The following is a 17,580-nucleotide window of genomic DNA, read 5'->3' as shown; positions in this document are numbered from 1 at the left end:
GTAGTAATTCTGAAAGAATTACATCCTTAATTTTTAATTTCTCATTCTTAATTTTTAATTGCAAATAGAGCTGTCTAAATCAGCTCTATTTATTGAATGCTTCTTTTAAAGTATGCCATGCAAGTACAGCACATTTAACTCTAGCTGGCATATTAGAAATATTTTTAAGTACAATAGCATCTTCAAGTGCTTCAAGCTCTTCTTCATCATTAATTTCTCTTTTTATCATACCGATAAAAGTTTCAACTAATTCTAAAGCTTCTTTTTTATCTTTCCCCTTTAATAGGTCTATCATCATTGAAGTTGAAGCCTGAGATATAGCACATCCTTGGCCTGTAAATGCTAAGTCTTCAATAATATCTCCATCAAGCTTTAATTCTAATTCAATTTCATCTCCACAGCTTGGATTATGACCCTTTTCACATAAATCTGGATTTTCTAACTTTCTTCTATTATGCTTAGAAGAGCTATGCTCCATTATTAGGGTTGTGTAAATTTCATTTAAATCCATTGCTCTACCTCCATTTTGAGAACATCTCATATGTTTTTTCTATTGCTTCCACTAACCTATCAACATCTTCTTCATTGTTGTATAAATATATACTTGCTCTAGATGTAGCATTTATTCCCATATATCTCATTAGAGGTTGTGCACAGTGATTTCCAGCCCTTATACATACACCAAAAGTATCAAAGATTGATGCAACATCATGAGGATGAACCCCTTCTATTTCAAAGGATATTACTCCACCCCTCTTCTCAACTTCTTTAGGACCATAAATCTTAACATAGTCTAATTTATTTATCTTATCTAAAGCATATGAAACGAGTTCTTTTTCATGCTTTTCTATATTTTCCATTCCTATTTCATTTAGATAGTCTATTGCCTTAGATAAACCTACTGCAGCTTCAACATTTTGTGTACCTGCTTCAAACTTATATGGTAATACATTAAAGGTAGTTTCTTGCTCATATACATATTCTACCATATCTCCTCCAAACATTAAAGGAGGCATCTTTTCTAACAAATCTTTTTTACCATATAAAACTCCAATTCCCATTGGTGCTAGCAATTTATGACCTGCTATTATTAAGAAGTCTGCATTAATGTCTCTTACATCTACCTTCATATGAGGAACACTTTGAGCTCCGTCTACAATAACTATAGCCCCTTTTGAATGAGCATATTCTGCTATTTCTTTTACAGGATTAATAGTTCCTAGTGCATTAGACACTTGAGTAATGCTTACTATCTTAGTTTTATCTGTTATCTTTGATTTTATTTCTTCGTCTGTTAGCTCACCATTTTCATCTGTGTACATATACTTTAATATTGCACCCTTAGCTCTTGCTACTTGTTGCCATGGAATTAAATTTGAATGATGTTCAGCTATAGAAATAACTATTTCATCTCCTTCATTAATGAAGCTCATTCCATATGACATAGCTACTAAATTAAATGCTTCTGTAGCATTTTTAGTGAATATTATTTCTTTAGAATGTTCAGCATTTATAAACTCTCTAACTTTTTCTCTAGCCTCATCATAAGCTTCTGTTGCAAGTACGCTTAATTCATAGGCACCTCTATGTGGATTCGCATTTATTTTTTCATAATAATCCTTAATAGCTTCAATTACAGCTATTGGCTTTTGTGTAGTAGCAGCACTATCTAAATAAGCTATTCTTTTACCATTCTTCTCTTTACTTAATGTCGGAAAATCTTTTAAATAATCTTTATTCATTGTCTAGTGATTCCTTTATTAACGCTAAGATTTCATTTCTTGTTGTTTGATCACAAACCTTATCTATAATAGGATTAAATGCCCCTTCAATAATTACTCTTCTAGCATCATTGTAATCTAATCCTCTACTCATTAAGTAGAATAACTTATTTTCATCTATTTTACCTGAAGCTGCTGCGTGTTCTCCAGATACATCATCTTCTTCACATAATAATAATGGCAATGCTTTTGCCTTTACCTTAGGTGACAAGATCATGCAATATTCATCTTCAACACCCTTACTTCTAGATGCTCCTCTCTTAAAATCAAGAGTTCCTCTGAATATTTTACTTGCTTCACCTTTTAAAGCACCTCTTGTAGTAATATTAGCGTTGCTTCTTCTACCTGTATGAGTAATAACATAATTCATATCTATAATTTTCTTATCTCCACCTAGGTAGATAGAGCTTAATGTTGATTCTGAACTTTCCTTTGCTAAATCTCCATGGTAGTTAGTAATACTAACACTTCCACCTAAATCTATTGAAACAAAGTCTACATTTCCGTAGTATCCTACATCTGATAGGTTTGAATCTACATTTACTGTATTGTTATTTAATAAATTCACTTTAATTACTTGAATTTTACTATTATCCTTACTGAATATCTTACATATCCCATTATGATATCCTTCAGATTGATCTTTTGAATTATATTTAATTAATATTTTTGCTTCTGATTCCTCTTCTGCAACTACTATTATATTATCAACTAAGGCATTGTTTTTTTCATCTAAGTTAAATTCAATTTCTATTAATCCATCTACCTTAGCTCTCTTATCTATATTTATTATGAAGCCTCTATTAAAATCAAATTCTCCTTGATTTACTATTTCTTCTGATGCTCCATATTTAAATTTCTTATTTAATGGAAATACTTTTCCTTTTCTAAACTCTTCTATTGTAACTCCATCTAAATCGCTACCAGTTACTTTATAATTATTAAACTCTCCAATCTTAGGAGGATTATAATCTTTTAATGTTACATCATTAACTTTTAACCAGCTTTTAGTTCTTACAGGAGTCTTATTAATATTATTAAAACTTATATTACTGTTCATTATCCTATGCTCCCTTCTAATTCAAGCTTAATTAAGTTGTTCATTTCTACTGCGTATTCTAATGGTAATTCCTTAGATATCGGTTCAACGAACCCTCTTACTATCATTGACTTAGCTTCTTCTTCAGTTATACCTCTACTCATTAAGTAGAATATAGCTTCATCACTAATCTTACCTATCTTAGCTTCATGTGCGATTTCTACATCATCATTCATTAAATCTATAACAGGTATAGTATCTGACTTAGATAAATTATCTAACATCAATGATTCACAAGATACTACTGACTTAGAGTTATGCGCATTTGCATTTACCTTAACTACACCTCTATAAGTAGCTTCACCACCATTTTTTGAAATTGATTTAGAATTTATAGTAGATGATGTATTTGGGGCTGCATGAATTATTTTAGCTCCAGTATCAAGGTTTTGACCCTTACCTGCAAATGATACCCCAGTAAATTCTGCTCTAGCACCTTCACCCTTTAAAATACTCATAGGATAAAGCATTGATATTCTAGATCCAAATGAACCTGATACCCATTCTATTCTTCCATTCTTTTCAACTATTGCTCTCTTAGTATTTAGATTAAGCATATTCTTTGACCAGTTTTCTATTGTACTATATCTTAAAGTAGCTCCTTCTTTAACAAATAGTTCAACACAACCAGCATGTAAATTAGTTACATTATATTTAGGAGCTGAACATCCTTCTATAAAGTGTAAACTTGCTCCTTCTTCTACAACAATTAATGTATGCTCAAATTGTCCTGCTCCTGGTGAATTTAATCTAAAGTATGATTGTAATGGAATATCTACATGAATTCCCTTTGGAACATAAACAAAAGATCCACCTGACCAAACTGCACCATGTAATGCTGCAAATTTATGATCGCTTGGTGTTACACATTTCATAAAGTATTGCTTAACTATATCTTCATAATCTCTAACAGCAGTTTCCATATCAGTATAAACTACACCTTGTTTAACTAAATCTTCTCTTATGCTATGATAAACCACTTCTGAATCATACTGAGCTCCAACCCCTGCAAGAGATTTCTTTTCTGCTTCTGGAATTCCTAAAAGATCAAATGTCTTTTTGATATCTTCTGGAACATCTTCCCAAGTTTCATTTAATTTTGACTTAGGTCTAACATAAGTAACTATGTTATCCATATCTAATTCATCTAGAGATGGTCCCCAAGTAGGTAATTTAATTTTGTTATATATATCAAGAGATTTTAATCTAAACTCTTTCATCCATTCTGGTTCTTCTTTTTCCATTGAAATAGTTTCAACTATTTCTCTAGTTAATCCTTTTTCTGTCTTAAATTCAAATTTATCTTCATTTTTAACGTCATAGATTCCTCTTTCAACGTCTTCTACATAGGTCTTCTTCTTAATTTCCAAAGCCGGTCACCTCCGTATTACATAGCTTCAGCTTTAAAAGCTTCATAACCATTCTTTTCAATTTCTTTAGCTAAACTTGCATCACCTGTTTTAACTATTTTTCCGTTAACTAAAACATGAACATAGTCAGCTTTTAAATTTTCTAAAATCTTAGTATTATGAGTTATTATTAAAACTCCATTTTCATCATTAGTAAACATCTTAATACCTTCTGAAACTATTCTTACAGCATCTACGTCTAGTCCTGAATCTGTTTCATCTAAGATAGCTAATTTAGGACTTAACATAAGCATTTGTAAGATTTCATTCTTTTTCTTTTCTCCACCTGAGAATCCTACATTTAAATATCTCTTAGCATATTCTTGATCAATTTTTAATTCTTTCATATTGTTTTTTAAGTCCTTATCGAACTTTAAGAATTTAATTAATTGACCATCTTTTGCTATCTTTGCACTTCTTATAAAGTTTTCAACAGTTATACCTGGAACTTCTTCTGGATGTTGGAAAGATAAGAATAATCCCTTCTTAGCTCTTTCATCAGTCTTAAGTTCTGTTATATCTTCACCTTCAAAAGTTATTTCGCCCTCTACTCTTTCGTATTTAGGATGAGCCATTAAAGTATTTGCTAAAGTTGACTTACCAGCACCATTTGGTCCCATTATTACATGTATTTCACCTTTATTAATTTTTAACTCTAATCCCTTTAGTATTTCCTTGCCTTCTACAGCAGTTTTTAAACCATTTATATTTAATAAAACTTCACTCATTTTTACATCTCCTTATTTGTGATTAATTATATATTTAAATTAAATCTTATCATTTCACTCTGAATTGATTATATCATACTAAATTACTAAGAATTAATCAACTGTTTTTTAGGTATTTATAGTCTTTTAACAGTAAATTATTCATTAATAACTATTATTAGCTTTTTTATTCTAAATATTATTTCCATTTATAGAAAAAAGCTAAGATTTGTAATTTATATTTTACAAATTATATTTGATAATGCAGAATTTATGTAACTACTAAGTTAGTAATGCATAATTAAGGATTTAATTTGTTGCAAATTGCTAAAATAAATTTTTAAAAACTCCTACTTAAGTCTTCTCTATAATTCATCTTTTAATTCCTTAATTTTTCATTCTTTAATTAAAAAAACTCAGCTCCCGCTGAGTTTTCACCTAAATTGCTAATTATTAATTGTTAACTATTAATTGTCTTAGCCATTACATATCTTCTTAGCCCACCATATTTTAGCTTTTCTTTCTTTATTTCATAGCCTAACTTAGTAAATGTATTTACACTATATTTATTATATGGTGATGCTGTTGATGCTAGTATTTTCACTTCATCATCCTTCGCTATTTCTTCTATATTCTCGCATAATATTTTTTGTAGACCATTTCCTCTATAGTCACTTCTAACTACTGTAGATTCAACCTGCCCTATCTTAAGTAAATTTTCTCCAGATATTCCTAAGTCATAACCATAGTTACCTTCTTCATATCCTTTTTTTATATATACAGCCATAGCTATTAATTCATCTTTATCATCAGTATATCCTATTATTCTTGCACCATTTTTTAAATAGTTAATAAACTCTTCTCTTTCTGTAGGTGCATATAACTCCTTATTTTCTAGACCTTCTAGGATTATATCTTGAAGATTCATTATATCGTCTAAATTACTTATATCAAGAATTTTCAATTTAGCATCAACTATATTACCTGACTTATCTTTAAGCTTTAGTATTTTTTTCACCATTTCTCCCTCCTTTTCTAATCTATAATATCATATTTATCTTAACTTTATATTGTTAATATATTTTAGCTTTTCATAGTTTATCTTGTAGAAAATCAAATATATTATCTAAATATTCCTCAAGAATTTCATTATTTTCTAGATATAATTCATGCTTAGCATTTTTATAATATATAAGCTTTGAATCATTGCACAATTTTGCAAACTTCTTTATCCCGTTTCCTCCGACAAGTTCGTCTTTTCCAGCTTCAAATATAAGTACTGGTATTTTTATTTTCTTTATATTTTCTTTTTTTAATATGTATCTAATTGCTTTTAAAGACTCATAAAGCCACTTAAATGATCCCCCACCTCTTTGCAACTTTTCATTTGTTAATATCTCCTTATAATAAAAGCCATACCTACTTTCATTGGATGTAGAAGCTAAATTAAAATCATAAATACTATCATAAGGCATATTTCCAAATATAAAATTATCTCCTTTTCCAAATTTAATTACTATTTTAGCTAAGAATATAGCTAGTAAACTTGGCATTCTCCCTACAGCTATTTTCAACATGGGAGATGATAGTATAGCTTTCTTAAAGTAATTACTATATTTTTCAATAAACATGGCACTTATGGCTCCACCCATTGAATGTCCAAAGAGAAAAATTTCTTTATCCTTAGTACTTTTTAAAACTACTTCATCTATAAATCTTTTTAAATCTTCAACATAGTAATTAAAATCTTCAACATTAATTTGGCTTTTATGAATTGTACCAATAGCTCCTGACCTTCCATGCCCTCTATGTTCCATTATGTAAACAGAATACCCTTCTCTAATTAAATAGTATATAAACTCCAGATATTTTTCTATACATTCTGTAAACCCATGAGAAATTACTATTCCACCTCTATCATCATTAATCTTATAGATCTCATAATACATTTGATTATCTAATTCTCCATTTAGCCTTCCAGTAACTTTTATATCATTAAGTTTATTCTTAACCATTTCAACAATATCTTCATCCATCCCAAAGTTGATAAAATACTCTCTTTTTCTCATATGAATACCTCTTAAGTCTTTTTTAGTATTTTATCTCTATTTAAAATATTTATTATCATATCATTGAATTATGTTAATTAGATTTAATATTTAAATTAGATAAAGGAGCTATCTCAAGACAGCTCCAATTAGAAATCATATAAATTTTTATACTATAAATTAATTTACCTAGTAAACTTCCTAAAGAATATAGTTTTCTATAGCTAATAAAGCTTTAACATCAATATTCTTCTCAACTTTAATTATTTCTTTAGCTTCTTCTTTAGAAACTAATATAACTTCTATGTCCTCATCATCTTCTAAATTTTCATTAGATATATTACCAGTACAAGTACAGTGTACTAATGCTACTGATTCATCTGTCATTCCAACAGATACATACACTTTCTTATTAGTTTTTTCTTGATTTATCTCAAGTAAATCTAATCCTGTTTCTTCTTTCAATTCCCTTTTTACAGTTTCTTCAAAGGTTTCACCATCATCAATAAGTCCTGCTGGTAATTCTATAACATAATCATTTATTGGAATTCTAAATTGCTTAATTAATACTAATTTATTTTCGTCTGTATGCTTAGCTATTATTACTACAGCATCTGGCTTATCTTCTCCATTGTCAAAAAATTTATTATTTAAGTCATCTATATTTTTACGAGAAGCAATAGTCCAATTTCTAAGAGCTCCTTTTTTATTTAAATAATCAGCACTATATAATTTCAAATATTTAGTTTCTGCCAACGTTTTTATATTTTTAACCTTCACCTTACTCATTTCTTTCATCTCCAACTCTTATATATTTACTATTATATTTTACAATTCATTCAACTTTAACACTAGCATAAATTGTAGACTTGCTTTACAATTATACTATAATTTTATATATGGAGGATGTTTCGATTTGAAAGAGCTGAATAATAAATTTAAAGAAAACTTATTACTTGGAACTTATCTAATAGTACTTTATTTTGTTTTATTAAATATAAAAAGTATATTTACCATGTTAGGCGGTACCTTAAGTATACTAAGTCCTTTTATTATAGCCTTTTGTATGGCTTTCGTCTTAAATCTGCCAATGAAATTTTTTGAAAATAAAATTTTCAATTTTCTAGATACTAATAAATCAGTTTTTGTAAGGAATCTAAAAAGACCTTTATCTATTTTATCTACTTTTATAACTGTTATTGGTTTGATAGTAGCTCTAGGCTTATTTGTAATTCCGGAACTTATTAATAGCGTTTCTACTTTACTAGATGCTGTTCCAGATTATATAAAGTCTTTTGAAGCATTAATTAATCAATATATATCATCTACTGAAATACTTCAAAATGCTTACAATACGTTAATGACTACATGGCAAGATTTGTTGCATATATTTACAAACTTCTTAACTACATCATTAACAGGGATTTTAAATACTACTGTAACAATTACTAGTGGAGTAATTAACTTTGTACTTTCAATTGTTTTAACAATTTATATGCTTTCTAGTAAAGAAACTCTAATATTAAATTTCAAAAAAGTATTATTTGCTTTTACTAAAAAGAATTTTGCTAATAAAGTTGTTGAAGTATCAAAACTAGCTAACTATACATTTTCTAAGTTTATTACTGGTCAATGTATTGAAGCTGTTATTTTAGGAGTTCTATGCTTTTTAGGTATGAATATCTTATCAATGCCTTACGCATTATTAGTAAGTGTACTTATAGGGGTCACAGCTTTAATACCTGTATTTGGAGCATTCATAGGAACTATTCCTGCTGTCTTTTTAATACTTATAATAAATCCTATAAAAGCTATATGGTTTGTAGTATTTATTCTATGCCTTCAACAATTTGAAGGAAATATAATATATCCTAGAGTAGTAGGTAATTCTGTTGGACTTTCTGCCATATGGGTTATGCTAGCAATGCTTGTTGGGGGAAGTACTCTTGGCCTTGTTGGAATGTTAATTGGAATACCGACTCTTAGTGTTGTATATCAATTAATTAGAGAACTAACACATAAAAAATTAAATCAAAAGAATGTAAAATTATAAAAGGGCTGTTTTACTAACAGCCCTTTTAAACTTTAAAATTACTAATTATCAATGTAATTCTTCCAGAAATGATGAAAATATTTACTATTTAAAACTCCTAGAGGAGTTTTTTTCATTAATTTTTCATTATCTCTATAGTTCTATTACTTTTTTAATTATCTCATCACATAATCTATGACTTTCTAAAGCATCTTCTATAGAAGGACTTGGTTGTTTTCCAGACTTTACAGCCATTATAAATTCTCTAATTATAGTATCAAACCCTCTTCTATATAAAATAGTATCCCAATCATTATAGTTTAATGTTTTTTCTTCATTATTTGAAGCCACAATAGAATTGTTCAAGTTCTTTACAATAGTTTTTTCTCCACTTGTTGAATATTCTAATACTTCTTCATTTAGACCATTGTCCTTATTCATTATAGCAATACATGTTGTATTGCTATTTCCAAGTGTTACTACTACATTATATAAGATATTATCCTTCTTTAAAGCACTAACATTTAATAATTCTATACTATCTTTTGCTAGAAATCTTACGGTATCAATAACATGAATAAAATCATCTAATATAAAAATTCTAGGATCCTTAGGTTTTAACACCCTATTCTTTTGTAACTTTATTATAGTTGGTTCACTATCTCTAAGCCTTGAGTACATAGGAGAAAATCTTCTATTGAACCCTACCATAAATACCTTATTTAAACTCTTCGCAAGCTCACTTACCCTTCTACTTTCTTCGTAATCATAACTAATAGGTTTATCAACATAAACATGGATATTATTTTTTAATAACTTCTCTATTATTTCTATATGACTATCAGTTGCAGTATGAACAAAAGCAGCTTCTACTTTCCTTTTAATTAAATCATCAACTGTATTAACAGTTTCACTTACCCTATATTTCTTAGATAGCCTTTTTAATTTTTCTTCATTTCTAGTACAAAAAATTAATTCCACGTCCTCAATAGCTGTAATTACAGGTAAATATGCCTTTTCACAAATATTCCCTAAACCTATAACCCCTATCCTCATTTAATCATCTCCTTATAATCTCTCTTATCTAAGATTATCAAACTTTTCTTTATTTTCTTCAATAACTTCTATAAATTTTTCTGCAATACAAGGATCAAATTGTGTACCTGAGAATTTTCTAAGCTCTTCAATAGCTTCTTCATAACTTCTTCTCTTATTATAAGGTCTATTAGATGTCATAGCATCAAAACTATCTACAACACTTAATACTCTAGCTAAATAAGGAATCTCATCACCCTTTAATTTATCTGGATATCCAGTACCATCAAATTTTTCATGGTGATGCTTAATAATAGGTATAATTTTATCTAATGATTTTACTGACTTAATAATCTCTATCCCTTCCTCAGGATGACCCTTTAAAATATTCCATTCTTCATTAGTTAACGGCATCTGCTTTAAAAGTATTTCCTTAGAAATATTTATCTTTCCTATATCATGCATATAAGATCCTTGGATAAGATTGTTTTTATCTTCTATAGATAGATTTAATTTTTCTGATAATAATCTACTATAAAGAACTACCCTTTCTGAATGACCATATGTATATTTATCTCTAGCATTAATAACCCCAATTAATGTTTTAATGGATGTAACCAACTCAATATCTTTTTCATCTATATCATTCTTTAAATCATCTAAAATAGAACTATATGTCTCAACTCTATTTTTATTAAAAAATTTTGCCCTATATAAAGCATCATCAGTACTTTTAATTAAATCTATTTCATTTTTAGCTTTATCCGGAAAAGTAGATATCCCCATTGATACAGTTAATACCCCATTAGGCTGATTTTCTTCGCCATAAAACTTAGTTTCCTCAATGATAAGTCTAATCTTATCAGCAATTTTTACTGCCTCTCCCTCACTAGTTTCTGGTAAAATTATTGCAAACTCTTCTCCACCATACCTTGCTGTTATACTATTTTCTCCAGAATTATCTCTTAATATTTTACCTATTTTTCTTAATACTTCATCTCCATTCTGATGCCCATATAAATCATTATAGTGTTTAAAATGATCTATATCTGTCAGAATCATCGCTAATTTAGTCTTATTCTTTTTAGCTTTGACGATTAATTCTTTTAAGGCGTCTTGAAAATATCTATGATTATAAACTCCTGTTAATCCATCCTTATTAGCTAGATTCTCTAACTTTTCGATATGTTCACCTTCTATTTTTACATAAAACCCAAGTGGCCATACAGTTAATATAAATACTCCTGCAAGTATCAAGTCATTTTGAAAATATTTATTTATTTCAACTCCTGGCATACAAACAATATCCATTATTAAAATAGCTAATGAAGCAACTATAGAAGTAACCATTCCACTCTTCATTCCAGATTGTATTGTTGTACTCGTAATTATAAATAAAAATAAAAACTTATAGTCACTTTCATGTGCCCCAGAAATAATCACTACAAAAAACAATATCAATCCGAAAAATGCATTCTCTATTAATATTTTATGTTTAATAGTTAATTTATTCACATTTTCACTGTACGTAAATGACCATGCCATATAAATTATAGCTAGTACAAGACATCCTATAAATATTGGCATAAATATAGATGTGTTATAAAAGGAACCTAAACTCATACCTCCATCATAAGAAAAATATTGAAAGAAAATGATTGATGTAAACATCAAAGATGCCAATTTTACTATAGATGCCATATCATTAATTTGCTTAATTCTACACTTTCTAATTTCCTTCATATTTATCACCATTTCTATATACCAAATAAAGATCGGATATCCGATCTTTATTTTCTTCAATTACTCGTCTCTTAAGCATTTTGGTTCTTCTGGTTGATAAGAGCACCAGAAACATGCTGAAGTTGCAACTGTTGAAGCTATTACTGTTGCAATTGTCGCTACTGCCATCATAAACTTATTGTTTAATCTTTTCATTTTAAACTCCTCCTTCTGATTTGAAAATTTTTATTAATAAAAAATCTATTATGCTTACTACTGCATGTCCCAATTTAGTAAGTGTTAGTACTTGCCAAGAAACCCCTGAATATATACATATGGAATAAATCAAATAATTTAAATTTGAGTTTTCTAGATAAATAAATATCATTCCTAAAGATAAAAACATGTATATAGTTAATAAAATAATAGATCCTTTTTTTAACCTTTTAATTTTAGCTGGACTTTTTATTGGTTTATTTGGACTATCCACAGGAGCTAGTTTATAAGTAATTATAATAGAAGTTAAGTAAACTAAAGCTCCAACTAAGATTAAGTAATTTATATTAATATAAATTTTTGTAAATATAATCGCTGGTATTACTGATATTAAAACACCAATAATAGCGCAATTAAAAGCTGTGCTGGCATGGGCTCCCCCTGAGTATTTTCTAAAAATACTAATAACAAATGAAATAATTAATGCTTCTAACATAACATTAAATATAGCACCAACAATAGCTACTAAAAGTATTGAAATTCCTATTTGAAAAAATGCATATAGGCCATACTCTATTACACTAGTCTTCTCATCGTCATAGTTTAATTGCTCTCTTAAATTCTTTGCTAAATTTTTTGATAAAGCTTCTATACTATACATCTTCTAAACCATCTTTCCCCTTACCTAAAATATAAAAAATATATAATATTATAGATAAAAATATTAATGATGGTATTCCTAATATAGTTTTTAATATAGGATTCATAAATAATTCATCTAAATTAATACTAGGTATAAGTTTTAAAGTAAATATATTTAATCCTTCTGAAACAAATTGAAGAAGAAATAATATAAGTGCACTTTTCATAGCTAGTACTACATCTATCTTTATATAGTTTATAGTAATAATTACCAAAAATAATAATATCAAGATAGTATGTACTCCATAATTTATAGGTAATAATCTTATTGAAAAAATAGTAAGTGCATAAACAATGCTAGATACTATATATTTTTTCTTATCTATACTAGTTTTTGATAACATATAAATTCCTAGTATAATTAGAAATCCTTCTGGAATTGCTCTTAAAAAAAATTCAACTGGTTCAAGTCTTAACATGATTTTCTCCTTATCTTTAGGTAATTGTTATTTTTTCCATCCTTGTTGTTGTGCTTAAATCCTTTACAACACTATAAATAATAATAAATACGTAAAATCTGATAAAAATATCTCCTATACTTAAAATGCTATATCCAATATCAAAAATATCAGTTAAAGGTTTTAATTTTGTACTTGCATCTCCAAGTATATGAATATCATTAACTTTATTAAAAGCATCAATTTTTGCATAACCCGTTAAATATGAAAGGCTAGGATAAACCGGCATAAATCCATTATTGGCTGATATAGCAATATCATTTAATATTCCACCTATAATTACAAAAACAGATCCAATTATAGCTGATGCATATTTCCTATATTTAAATATTAAAGGAAGGTATGAACACAAATAAATCGTCTTTAATGGTGCTACAATATCTATATAACTGTAATTTTCCATAAAAATATTTATCTGCATAAATAAATATACTATTTCCATAAAAAGTATTGGATATATTGCCCAATTTTTGAATAATAATATTATGTTGTACTTTTTGATTTTACAGATTATTAATGATATTAATACAGTTTCTATCATTCTTTTATACTCTTTAGAAAACCTTTCTTATAATAATTTAATTTTATAATTTATTATAACATCTCTCCAAATAGGTTTCCATACCTTTTCCATATTTTTTTCTTTTTTTTTACAAATATTTTCCCAAAAATTGAATATAGCCACAAAAAAATGAGAAAATTATCATTTTCCCATTTTTATGAATATATTAGCATTTTTTAGTATTTTTTATATATTACATGTAGAATTTTGCTAGCAATATGACTACCAGGACTCATGAGATAATCTTCATAAACTTTAATTATCATTGGATTATCATGTGATTTTCTTATTTCTTTATTTGAATCCTCCTTATAAATAGCTTCCATCCTCTTATTTAATATATCTCTATTAGATCTTATATATGGTTGTCCACCACCATCTATGCAGCCTCCAGGGCAAGCCATAACTTCTATAAAATCATATTTTGACTCTCCTCTTTCTATTTCATCCATAATTCGTTTAGCATTCCCTAAGGAGCTCACCACTGCAATATTGACAGTTTTTCCATTAAGGTCTATTGAAGATTCCTTAATTCCTTCTAATCCTCTAACTGATTCAAAATCAATCTTATCTAGCTTTTTACCTGTTATCCATTCATAAGAAGTCCTAAGTGCAGCTTCCATAACACCACCACTAGTACCAAATATAGTCCCAGCCCCACTTGACATCCCTAGAGGATTATCAAATTCTGAGTCATTAAGCCTTAAGATATCAATCCCAGCTTCTCTTATTAACTTTGCAAACTCCCTAGTAGTAATAACAAGATCAACATCTTTTATTCCTAAATCATCCTTCATCTCTTCTCTATTACACTCATATTTCTTTGAAATACAAGGCATTATTGAGACAACAGCTATATCTTCTCTTTTCACTCCTAACTCTTTAGGCAAATAATTTTTCGCTAGTGCTCCAAACATTTGTTGAGGAGATTTACATGTAGATATAAGTTCCATTTTATCGTAATAGTTATTTTCAGCATATTTCACCCAAGCTGGACAACAACTAGTTATTAAAGGTAATTTTTCACCTAAAGTAAATCTCTCTATAAATTCATTTGCTTCTTCCATAATAGTTAAATCAGCAGCAAAATTAGTATCACATACTAATTTGAATCCTAATAATTTTAACGCTGCTACAATTTTACCTGTAGATAAATAACCAGGTTCAAATCCAAACTCCTCAGCTAATGCTGATCTAACAGCTGGAGCTATTTGCACTACTGTAAACTTTCGTTCATCATCTAATAAACTCCATATCTCTCTATAGTTTGAATTTTCTTTTAAGGCTCCTGTTGGACATACTGCAACACATTGTCCACAGTAAGTACAATTAGTAGTACTTATTTCTTCATTAAAAAAAGTAGATATATTAGTATTAAAACCTCTATCTGCTACAGTAATAGCATGTACTTTCTGTATATCATTGCACGCTGTTACACATCTTCTGCATAAAATACATTTTTCTCTATCTCTTATAAACCCATCACATATATCAATATCAAAGGATGACCTTTCCCCTTCAAAACGTTTCTCATCAATACCAAGCTCTGCAGCTAAACTTTGTAATTCACAGTTATTATTTTTTTCACAGTTTAAACAGTCTTTAGGATGATTTGATAAAAGAAGTTCTGTAATGGTTCTCCTTGCTCTTACAGCTTTTAATGAATTAGTTCTTATTGACATACCTTCTTTTATCTCTGTAGCGCAAGATGGTACTAATCCTTTTTTTCCTTTCAGCTCTACTACACAAACTCTACATGTTCCTTTACAGTTCCTAGTCTCACCATCAACCATATACATATTACATAATGTAGGTAGATGAATATTTATTCCTTTTGCAGCTTCTAAGATACTTGTACCTTCTTCAACTTCAACTTTGATTCCATTAATCTCAGCTTTTATCATTATATTTCACCTCCTAAGCTAGTTTTTATAATTGCTTTTGTCGGACATGCCTCAAAGCATAATCCGCACTTAATACATCTTTCTTGGTTTATAGTATGCATCTCTCTAAGCTTTCCTTTAATAGCTAGTACAGGACAAGCTCTCAAACACTTAGTGCAACCTATGCAATTATCAGTTATTACATACTTAACTAAGCCCTTACAAACACCAGCACTACATTTCTTATCAATTACATGTTCTTCATATTCATTTCTAAAAAATTTAAGAGTACTTAGCACGGGATTTGGTGCAGCTTCTCCTAATCCACAAAGAGATGTATCCTTAACTACTTCACAAAGCTCTTGAAGCTTCCTTAAATCTTCTAAAGTAGCTTTTCCATTAGTAATGTCTTTTATCATTTCTAAAATTCTTTTATTACCTATTCTACATGGTGTACATTTACCACAGGATTCATCAACACTAAATTCTAAATAGAATTTAGCTATATCTACCATACAATTATCTTCATCCATTACTATCATTCCACCAGATCCCATCATAGAACCAATGGCAGTTAATGTATCATACTCTATTGGTAATTCTAAATATTCTATAGGAATACAACCTCCAGAAGGTCCTCCAGTTTGAATTGCTTTTAATAATTTATTTTTAACAATTCCACCTCCAATTTCATATACAATATCTTTTATAGGCATTCCCATAGGTATCTCAACAAGACCTACATTATTTATATTTCCAGCTAGAGCAAAAACCTTAGTTCCTTTAGATCTATCAGAACCTATCTTATTATACCAACTAGCACCATTGTTAATTATTTGACTAATATTCGCAAAAGTCTCTACATTATTAACACAGGTTGGTTTTCCCCATAGACCTTTCTCAGAAGTTCTCGGTGGCTTCATTGTTGGTTCTCCTCTTAATCCTTCTATCGAATGAATTAGAGCTGTTGCTTCTCCACATACGAAAGCTCCTGCCCCATATTTGATTTCAATTTCAAAATCGAAACCAGTATTTAATATATTTTTACCAAGTAATCCTATTTCTCTTGCTTGATTAATAGCTATCTTTAATCTATGAACAGCTAGTGGATATTCAGCCCTAATATATATAAACCCTTTATCAGCACCAATTGCATATCCGCAGATAGCCATAGCCTCTAAAACTAAATTCGGATCACCTTCCAATATTGCTCTATCCATAAAAGCTCCAGGATCACCTTCATCAGCATTGCAAATCACATATTTTATTTCACCTTCTGCTCTCCTCGCAGCCTCCCACTTCCTACCTGTTGGGAAACCTCCGCCCCCTCTACCTCTTAAACCAGACTCTGTTATCTCTTTTATAACATCTATCTTCTCCATTGTTGTTAATGCTTTACCAAGTGCAGTATATGCTCCTACAGCTAGTGCTTCTTCTATACTTTCAGGATCTATTACGCCACAATTTTTTAAAGCTATTTTTACTTGCTTCTTATAGAAGGGAATCTCTTCTTTTACCTTTATCCTTTCTTTAGTTTCATCATCTTCATATAAAAGTCTTTCAACTATTTCCCCTCTAATAATATGACTTTCTATAATTTCTCTTACATCTTCCTCTTTTACTTGAATATAAAAAACTTTATCTGGCATTATTTCTATTACTGGTCCTTTTGCACAAAATCCGAAACATCCAGTCATTATAACCTTTACTTCATACTCTAGATCCATTCTTTCTAATTCTTCTTTAAAAGCTTTGCTTATACTATCTGCTCTCGATGCTTTACACCCCGGTCCACCACAAATAAGTATGTGTCTTTCTTTTATATTTTCTTTATTAAATTTTTCTGGATTTTTTCTAACCTCTATTTGTTTTTTATAAAAATCTACTCTTTCTAACAACTCATCATAATTCTTTATCTTATCCATA

17 protein-coding genes are annotated in these 17,580 nt (G+C 28.9%); 1 reads left to right on the top strand and 16 read right to left on the bottom strand.

What is annotated here, in order from left to right; translation table 11 throughout:
• Positions 1-85: 85 nt before the first annotated feature.
• The 8 genes from GPX08_RS08630 to GPX08_RS08595 all read right to left on the bottom strand — a co-directional run bounded on the left by GPX08_RS08630 (position 86) and on the right by GPX08_RS08595 (position 7,833).
• Complete coding sequence (locus GPX08_RS08630) at positions 86-511, bottom strand: SUF system NifU family Fe-S cluster assembly protein (protein ID WP_156626406.1); 426 nt, start codon at positions 509-511, stop codon at positions 86-88.
• A 4-nt stretch (positions 512-515) separates the two neighbouring features.
• Positions 516-1,742: a SufS family cysteine desulfurase gene (sufS, locus tag GPX08_RS08625; protein ID WP_156626405.1), complete on the bottom strand. Its 1,227-nt coding sequence runs from the start codon at positions 1,740-1,742 to the stop codon at positions 516-518.
• Positions 1,735-2,841 (bottom strand): Fe-S cluster assembly protein SufD, encoded by a 1,107-nt coding sequence (sufD, locus tag GPX08_RS08620; protein WP_156626404.1) that lies wholly within the window; start codon positions 2,839-2,841, stop codon positions 1,735-1,737. Before sufD ends, sufS begins: the two co-directional genes overlap by 8 nt.
• Positions 2,841-4,250: a Fe-S cluster assembly protein SufB gene (sufB, locus tag GPX08_RS08615; protein ID WP_156626403.1), complete on the bottom strand. Its 1,410-nt coding sequence runs from the start codon at positions 4,248-4,250 to the stop codon at positions 2,841-2,843. Before sufB ends, sufD begins: the two co-directional genes overlap by 1 nt.
• Positions 4,251-4,267: 17 nt before the next feature.
• Positions 4,268-5,017, bottom strand: coding sequence for a Fe-S cluster assembly ATPase SufC (gene sufC, locus GPX08_RS08610; RefSeq protein WP_156626402.1), 750 nt, complete (start codon positions 5,015-5,017; stop codon positions 4,268-4,270).
• A gap of 439 nt (positions 5,018-5,456) precedes the next feature.
• Positions 5,457-6,017 (bottom strand): GNAT family N-acetyltransferase, encoded by a 561-nt coding sequence (locus GPX08_RS08605; RefSeq protein WP_156626401.1) that lies wholly within the window; start codon positions 6,015-6,017, stop codon positions 5,457-5,459.
• Positions 6,018-6,087: 70 nt separating this feature from the next.
• On the bottom strand, positions 6,088-7,065 hold the full coding sequence (locus GPX08_RS08600; protein WP_156626400.1) for an alpha/beta fold hydrolase: 978 nt from the start codon (positions 7,063-7,065) through the stop codon (positions 6,088-6,090).
• A gap of 180 nt (positions 7,066-7,245) precedes the next feature.
• The gene (locus GPX08_RS08595) at positions 7,246-7,833 is read right to left on the bottom strand and encodes an NUDIX domain-containing protein (protein WP_156626399.1); all 588 of its coding nucleotides are present in this window, start codon (positions 7,831-7,833) and stop codon (positions 7,246-7,248) included.
• 127 nt (positions 7,834-7,960) lie between these two features.
• Here GPX08_RS08595 and GPX08_RS08590 point away from each other — a divergent pair, with 127 nt between their 5' ends.
• A complete protein-coding gene (locus tag GPX08_RS08590) occupies positions 7,961-9,097 on the top strand; it encodes an AI-2E family transporter (RefSeq protein ID WP_156626398.1) in 1,137 nt (378 codons plus the stop codon).
• Positions 9,098-9,229: 132 nt separating this feature from the next.
• Here GPX08_RS08590 and GPX08_RS08585 read toward each other — a convergent pair whose 3' ends face one another.
• The 8 genes from GPX08_RS08585 to GPX08_RS08550 all read right to left on the bottom strand — a co-directional run bounded on the left by GPX08_RS08585 (position 9,230) and on the right by GPX08_RS08550 (position 17,579).
• Complete coding sequence (locus GPX08_RS08585; protein WP_156626397.1) at positions 9,230-10,132, bottom strand: gfo/Idh/MocA family oxidoreductase; 903 nt, start codon at positions 10,130-10,132, stop codon at positions 9,230-9,232.
• Positions 10,133-10,156: 24 nt separating this feature from the next.
• Entirely contained in the window at positions 10,157-11,854 is a 1,698-nt protein-coding gene (locus GPX08_RS08580; RefSeq protein WP_156626466.1) for a diguanylate cyclase, read from the bottom strand.
• Between the two features lie 60 nt (positions 11,855-11,914).
• On the bottom strand, positions 11,915-12,049 hold the full coding sequence (locus GPX08_RS08575; protein ID WP_156626396.1) for a cyclic lactone autoinducer peptide: 135 nt from the start codon (positions 12,047-12,049) through the stop codon (positions 11,915-11,917).
• Between the two features lies 1 nt (position 12,050).
• Entirely contained in the window at positions 12,051-12,710 is a 660-nt protein-coding gene (locus GPX08_RS08570; protein WP_156626395.1) for an accessory regulator AgrB, read from the bottom strand.
• Positions 12,703-13,170, bottom strand: a complete 468-nt coding sequence (locus GPX08_RS08565) for a hypothetical protein (protein WP_156626394.1) — start codon at positions 13,168-13,170, stop codon at positions 12,703-12,705. The genes GPX08_RS08570 and GPX08_RS08565 overlap by 8 nt, the downstream gene beginning before the upstream one ends.
• A gap of 16 nt (positions 13,171-13,186) precedes the next feature.
• Positions 13,187-13,750 (bottom strand): hypothetical protein, encoded by a 564-nt coding sequence (locus GPX08_RS08560; RefSeq protein ID WP_156626393.1) that lies wholly within the window; start codon positions 13,748-13,750, stop codon positions 13,187-13,189.
• 197 nt (positions 13,751-13,947) lie between these two features.
• Entirely contained in the window at positions 13,948-15,675 is a 1,728-nt protein-coding gene (locus tag GPX08_RS08555) for a 4Fe-4S dicluster domain-containing protein (RefSeq protein ID WP_156626392.1), read from the bottom strand.
• Positions 15,675-17,579 carry a 4Fe-4S dicluster domain-containing protein gene (locus GPX08_RS08550; protein WP_156626391.1) on the bottom strand — a complete coding sequence of 635 codons (1,905 nt, stop codon included), beginning with the start codon at positions 17,577-17,579 and terminating at the stop codon, positions 15,675-15,677. Before GPX08_RS08550 ends, GPX08_RS08555 begins: the two co-directional genes overlap by 1 nt.
• Between the last annotated feature and the right edge of the window lies 1 nt (position 17,580).

Source organism: Clostridium tertium (genome assembly GCF_902652255.1).
Taxonomy (GTDB): domain Bacteria; phylum Bacillota; class Clostridia; order Clostridiales; family Clostridiaceae; genus Clostridium; species Clostridium tertium_A.
Note: the sequence above shows the minus strand (reverse complement) of the source record. Positions and strands in the feature narration are given on the sequence as shown.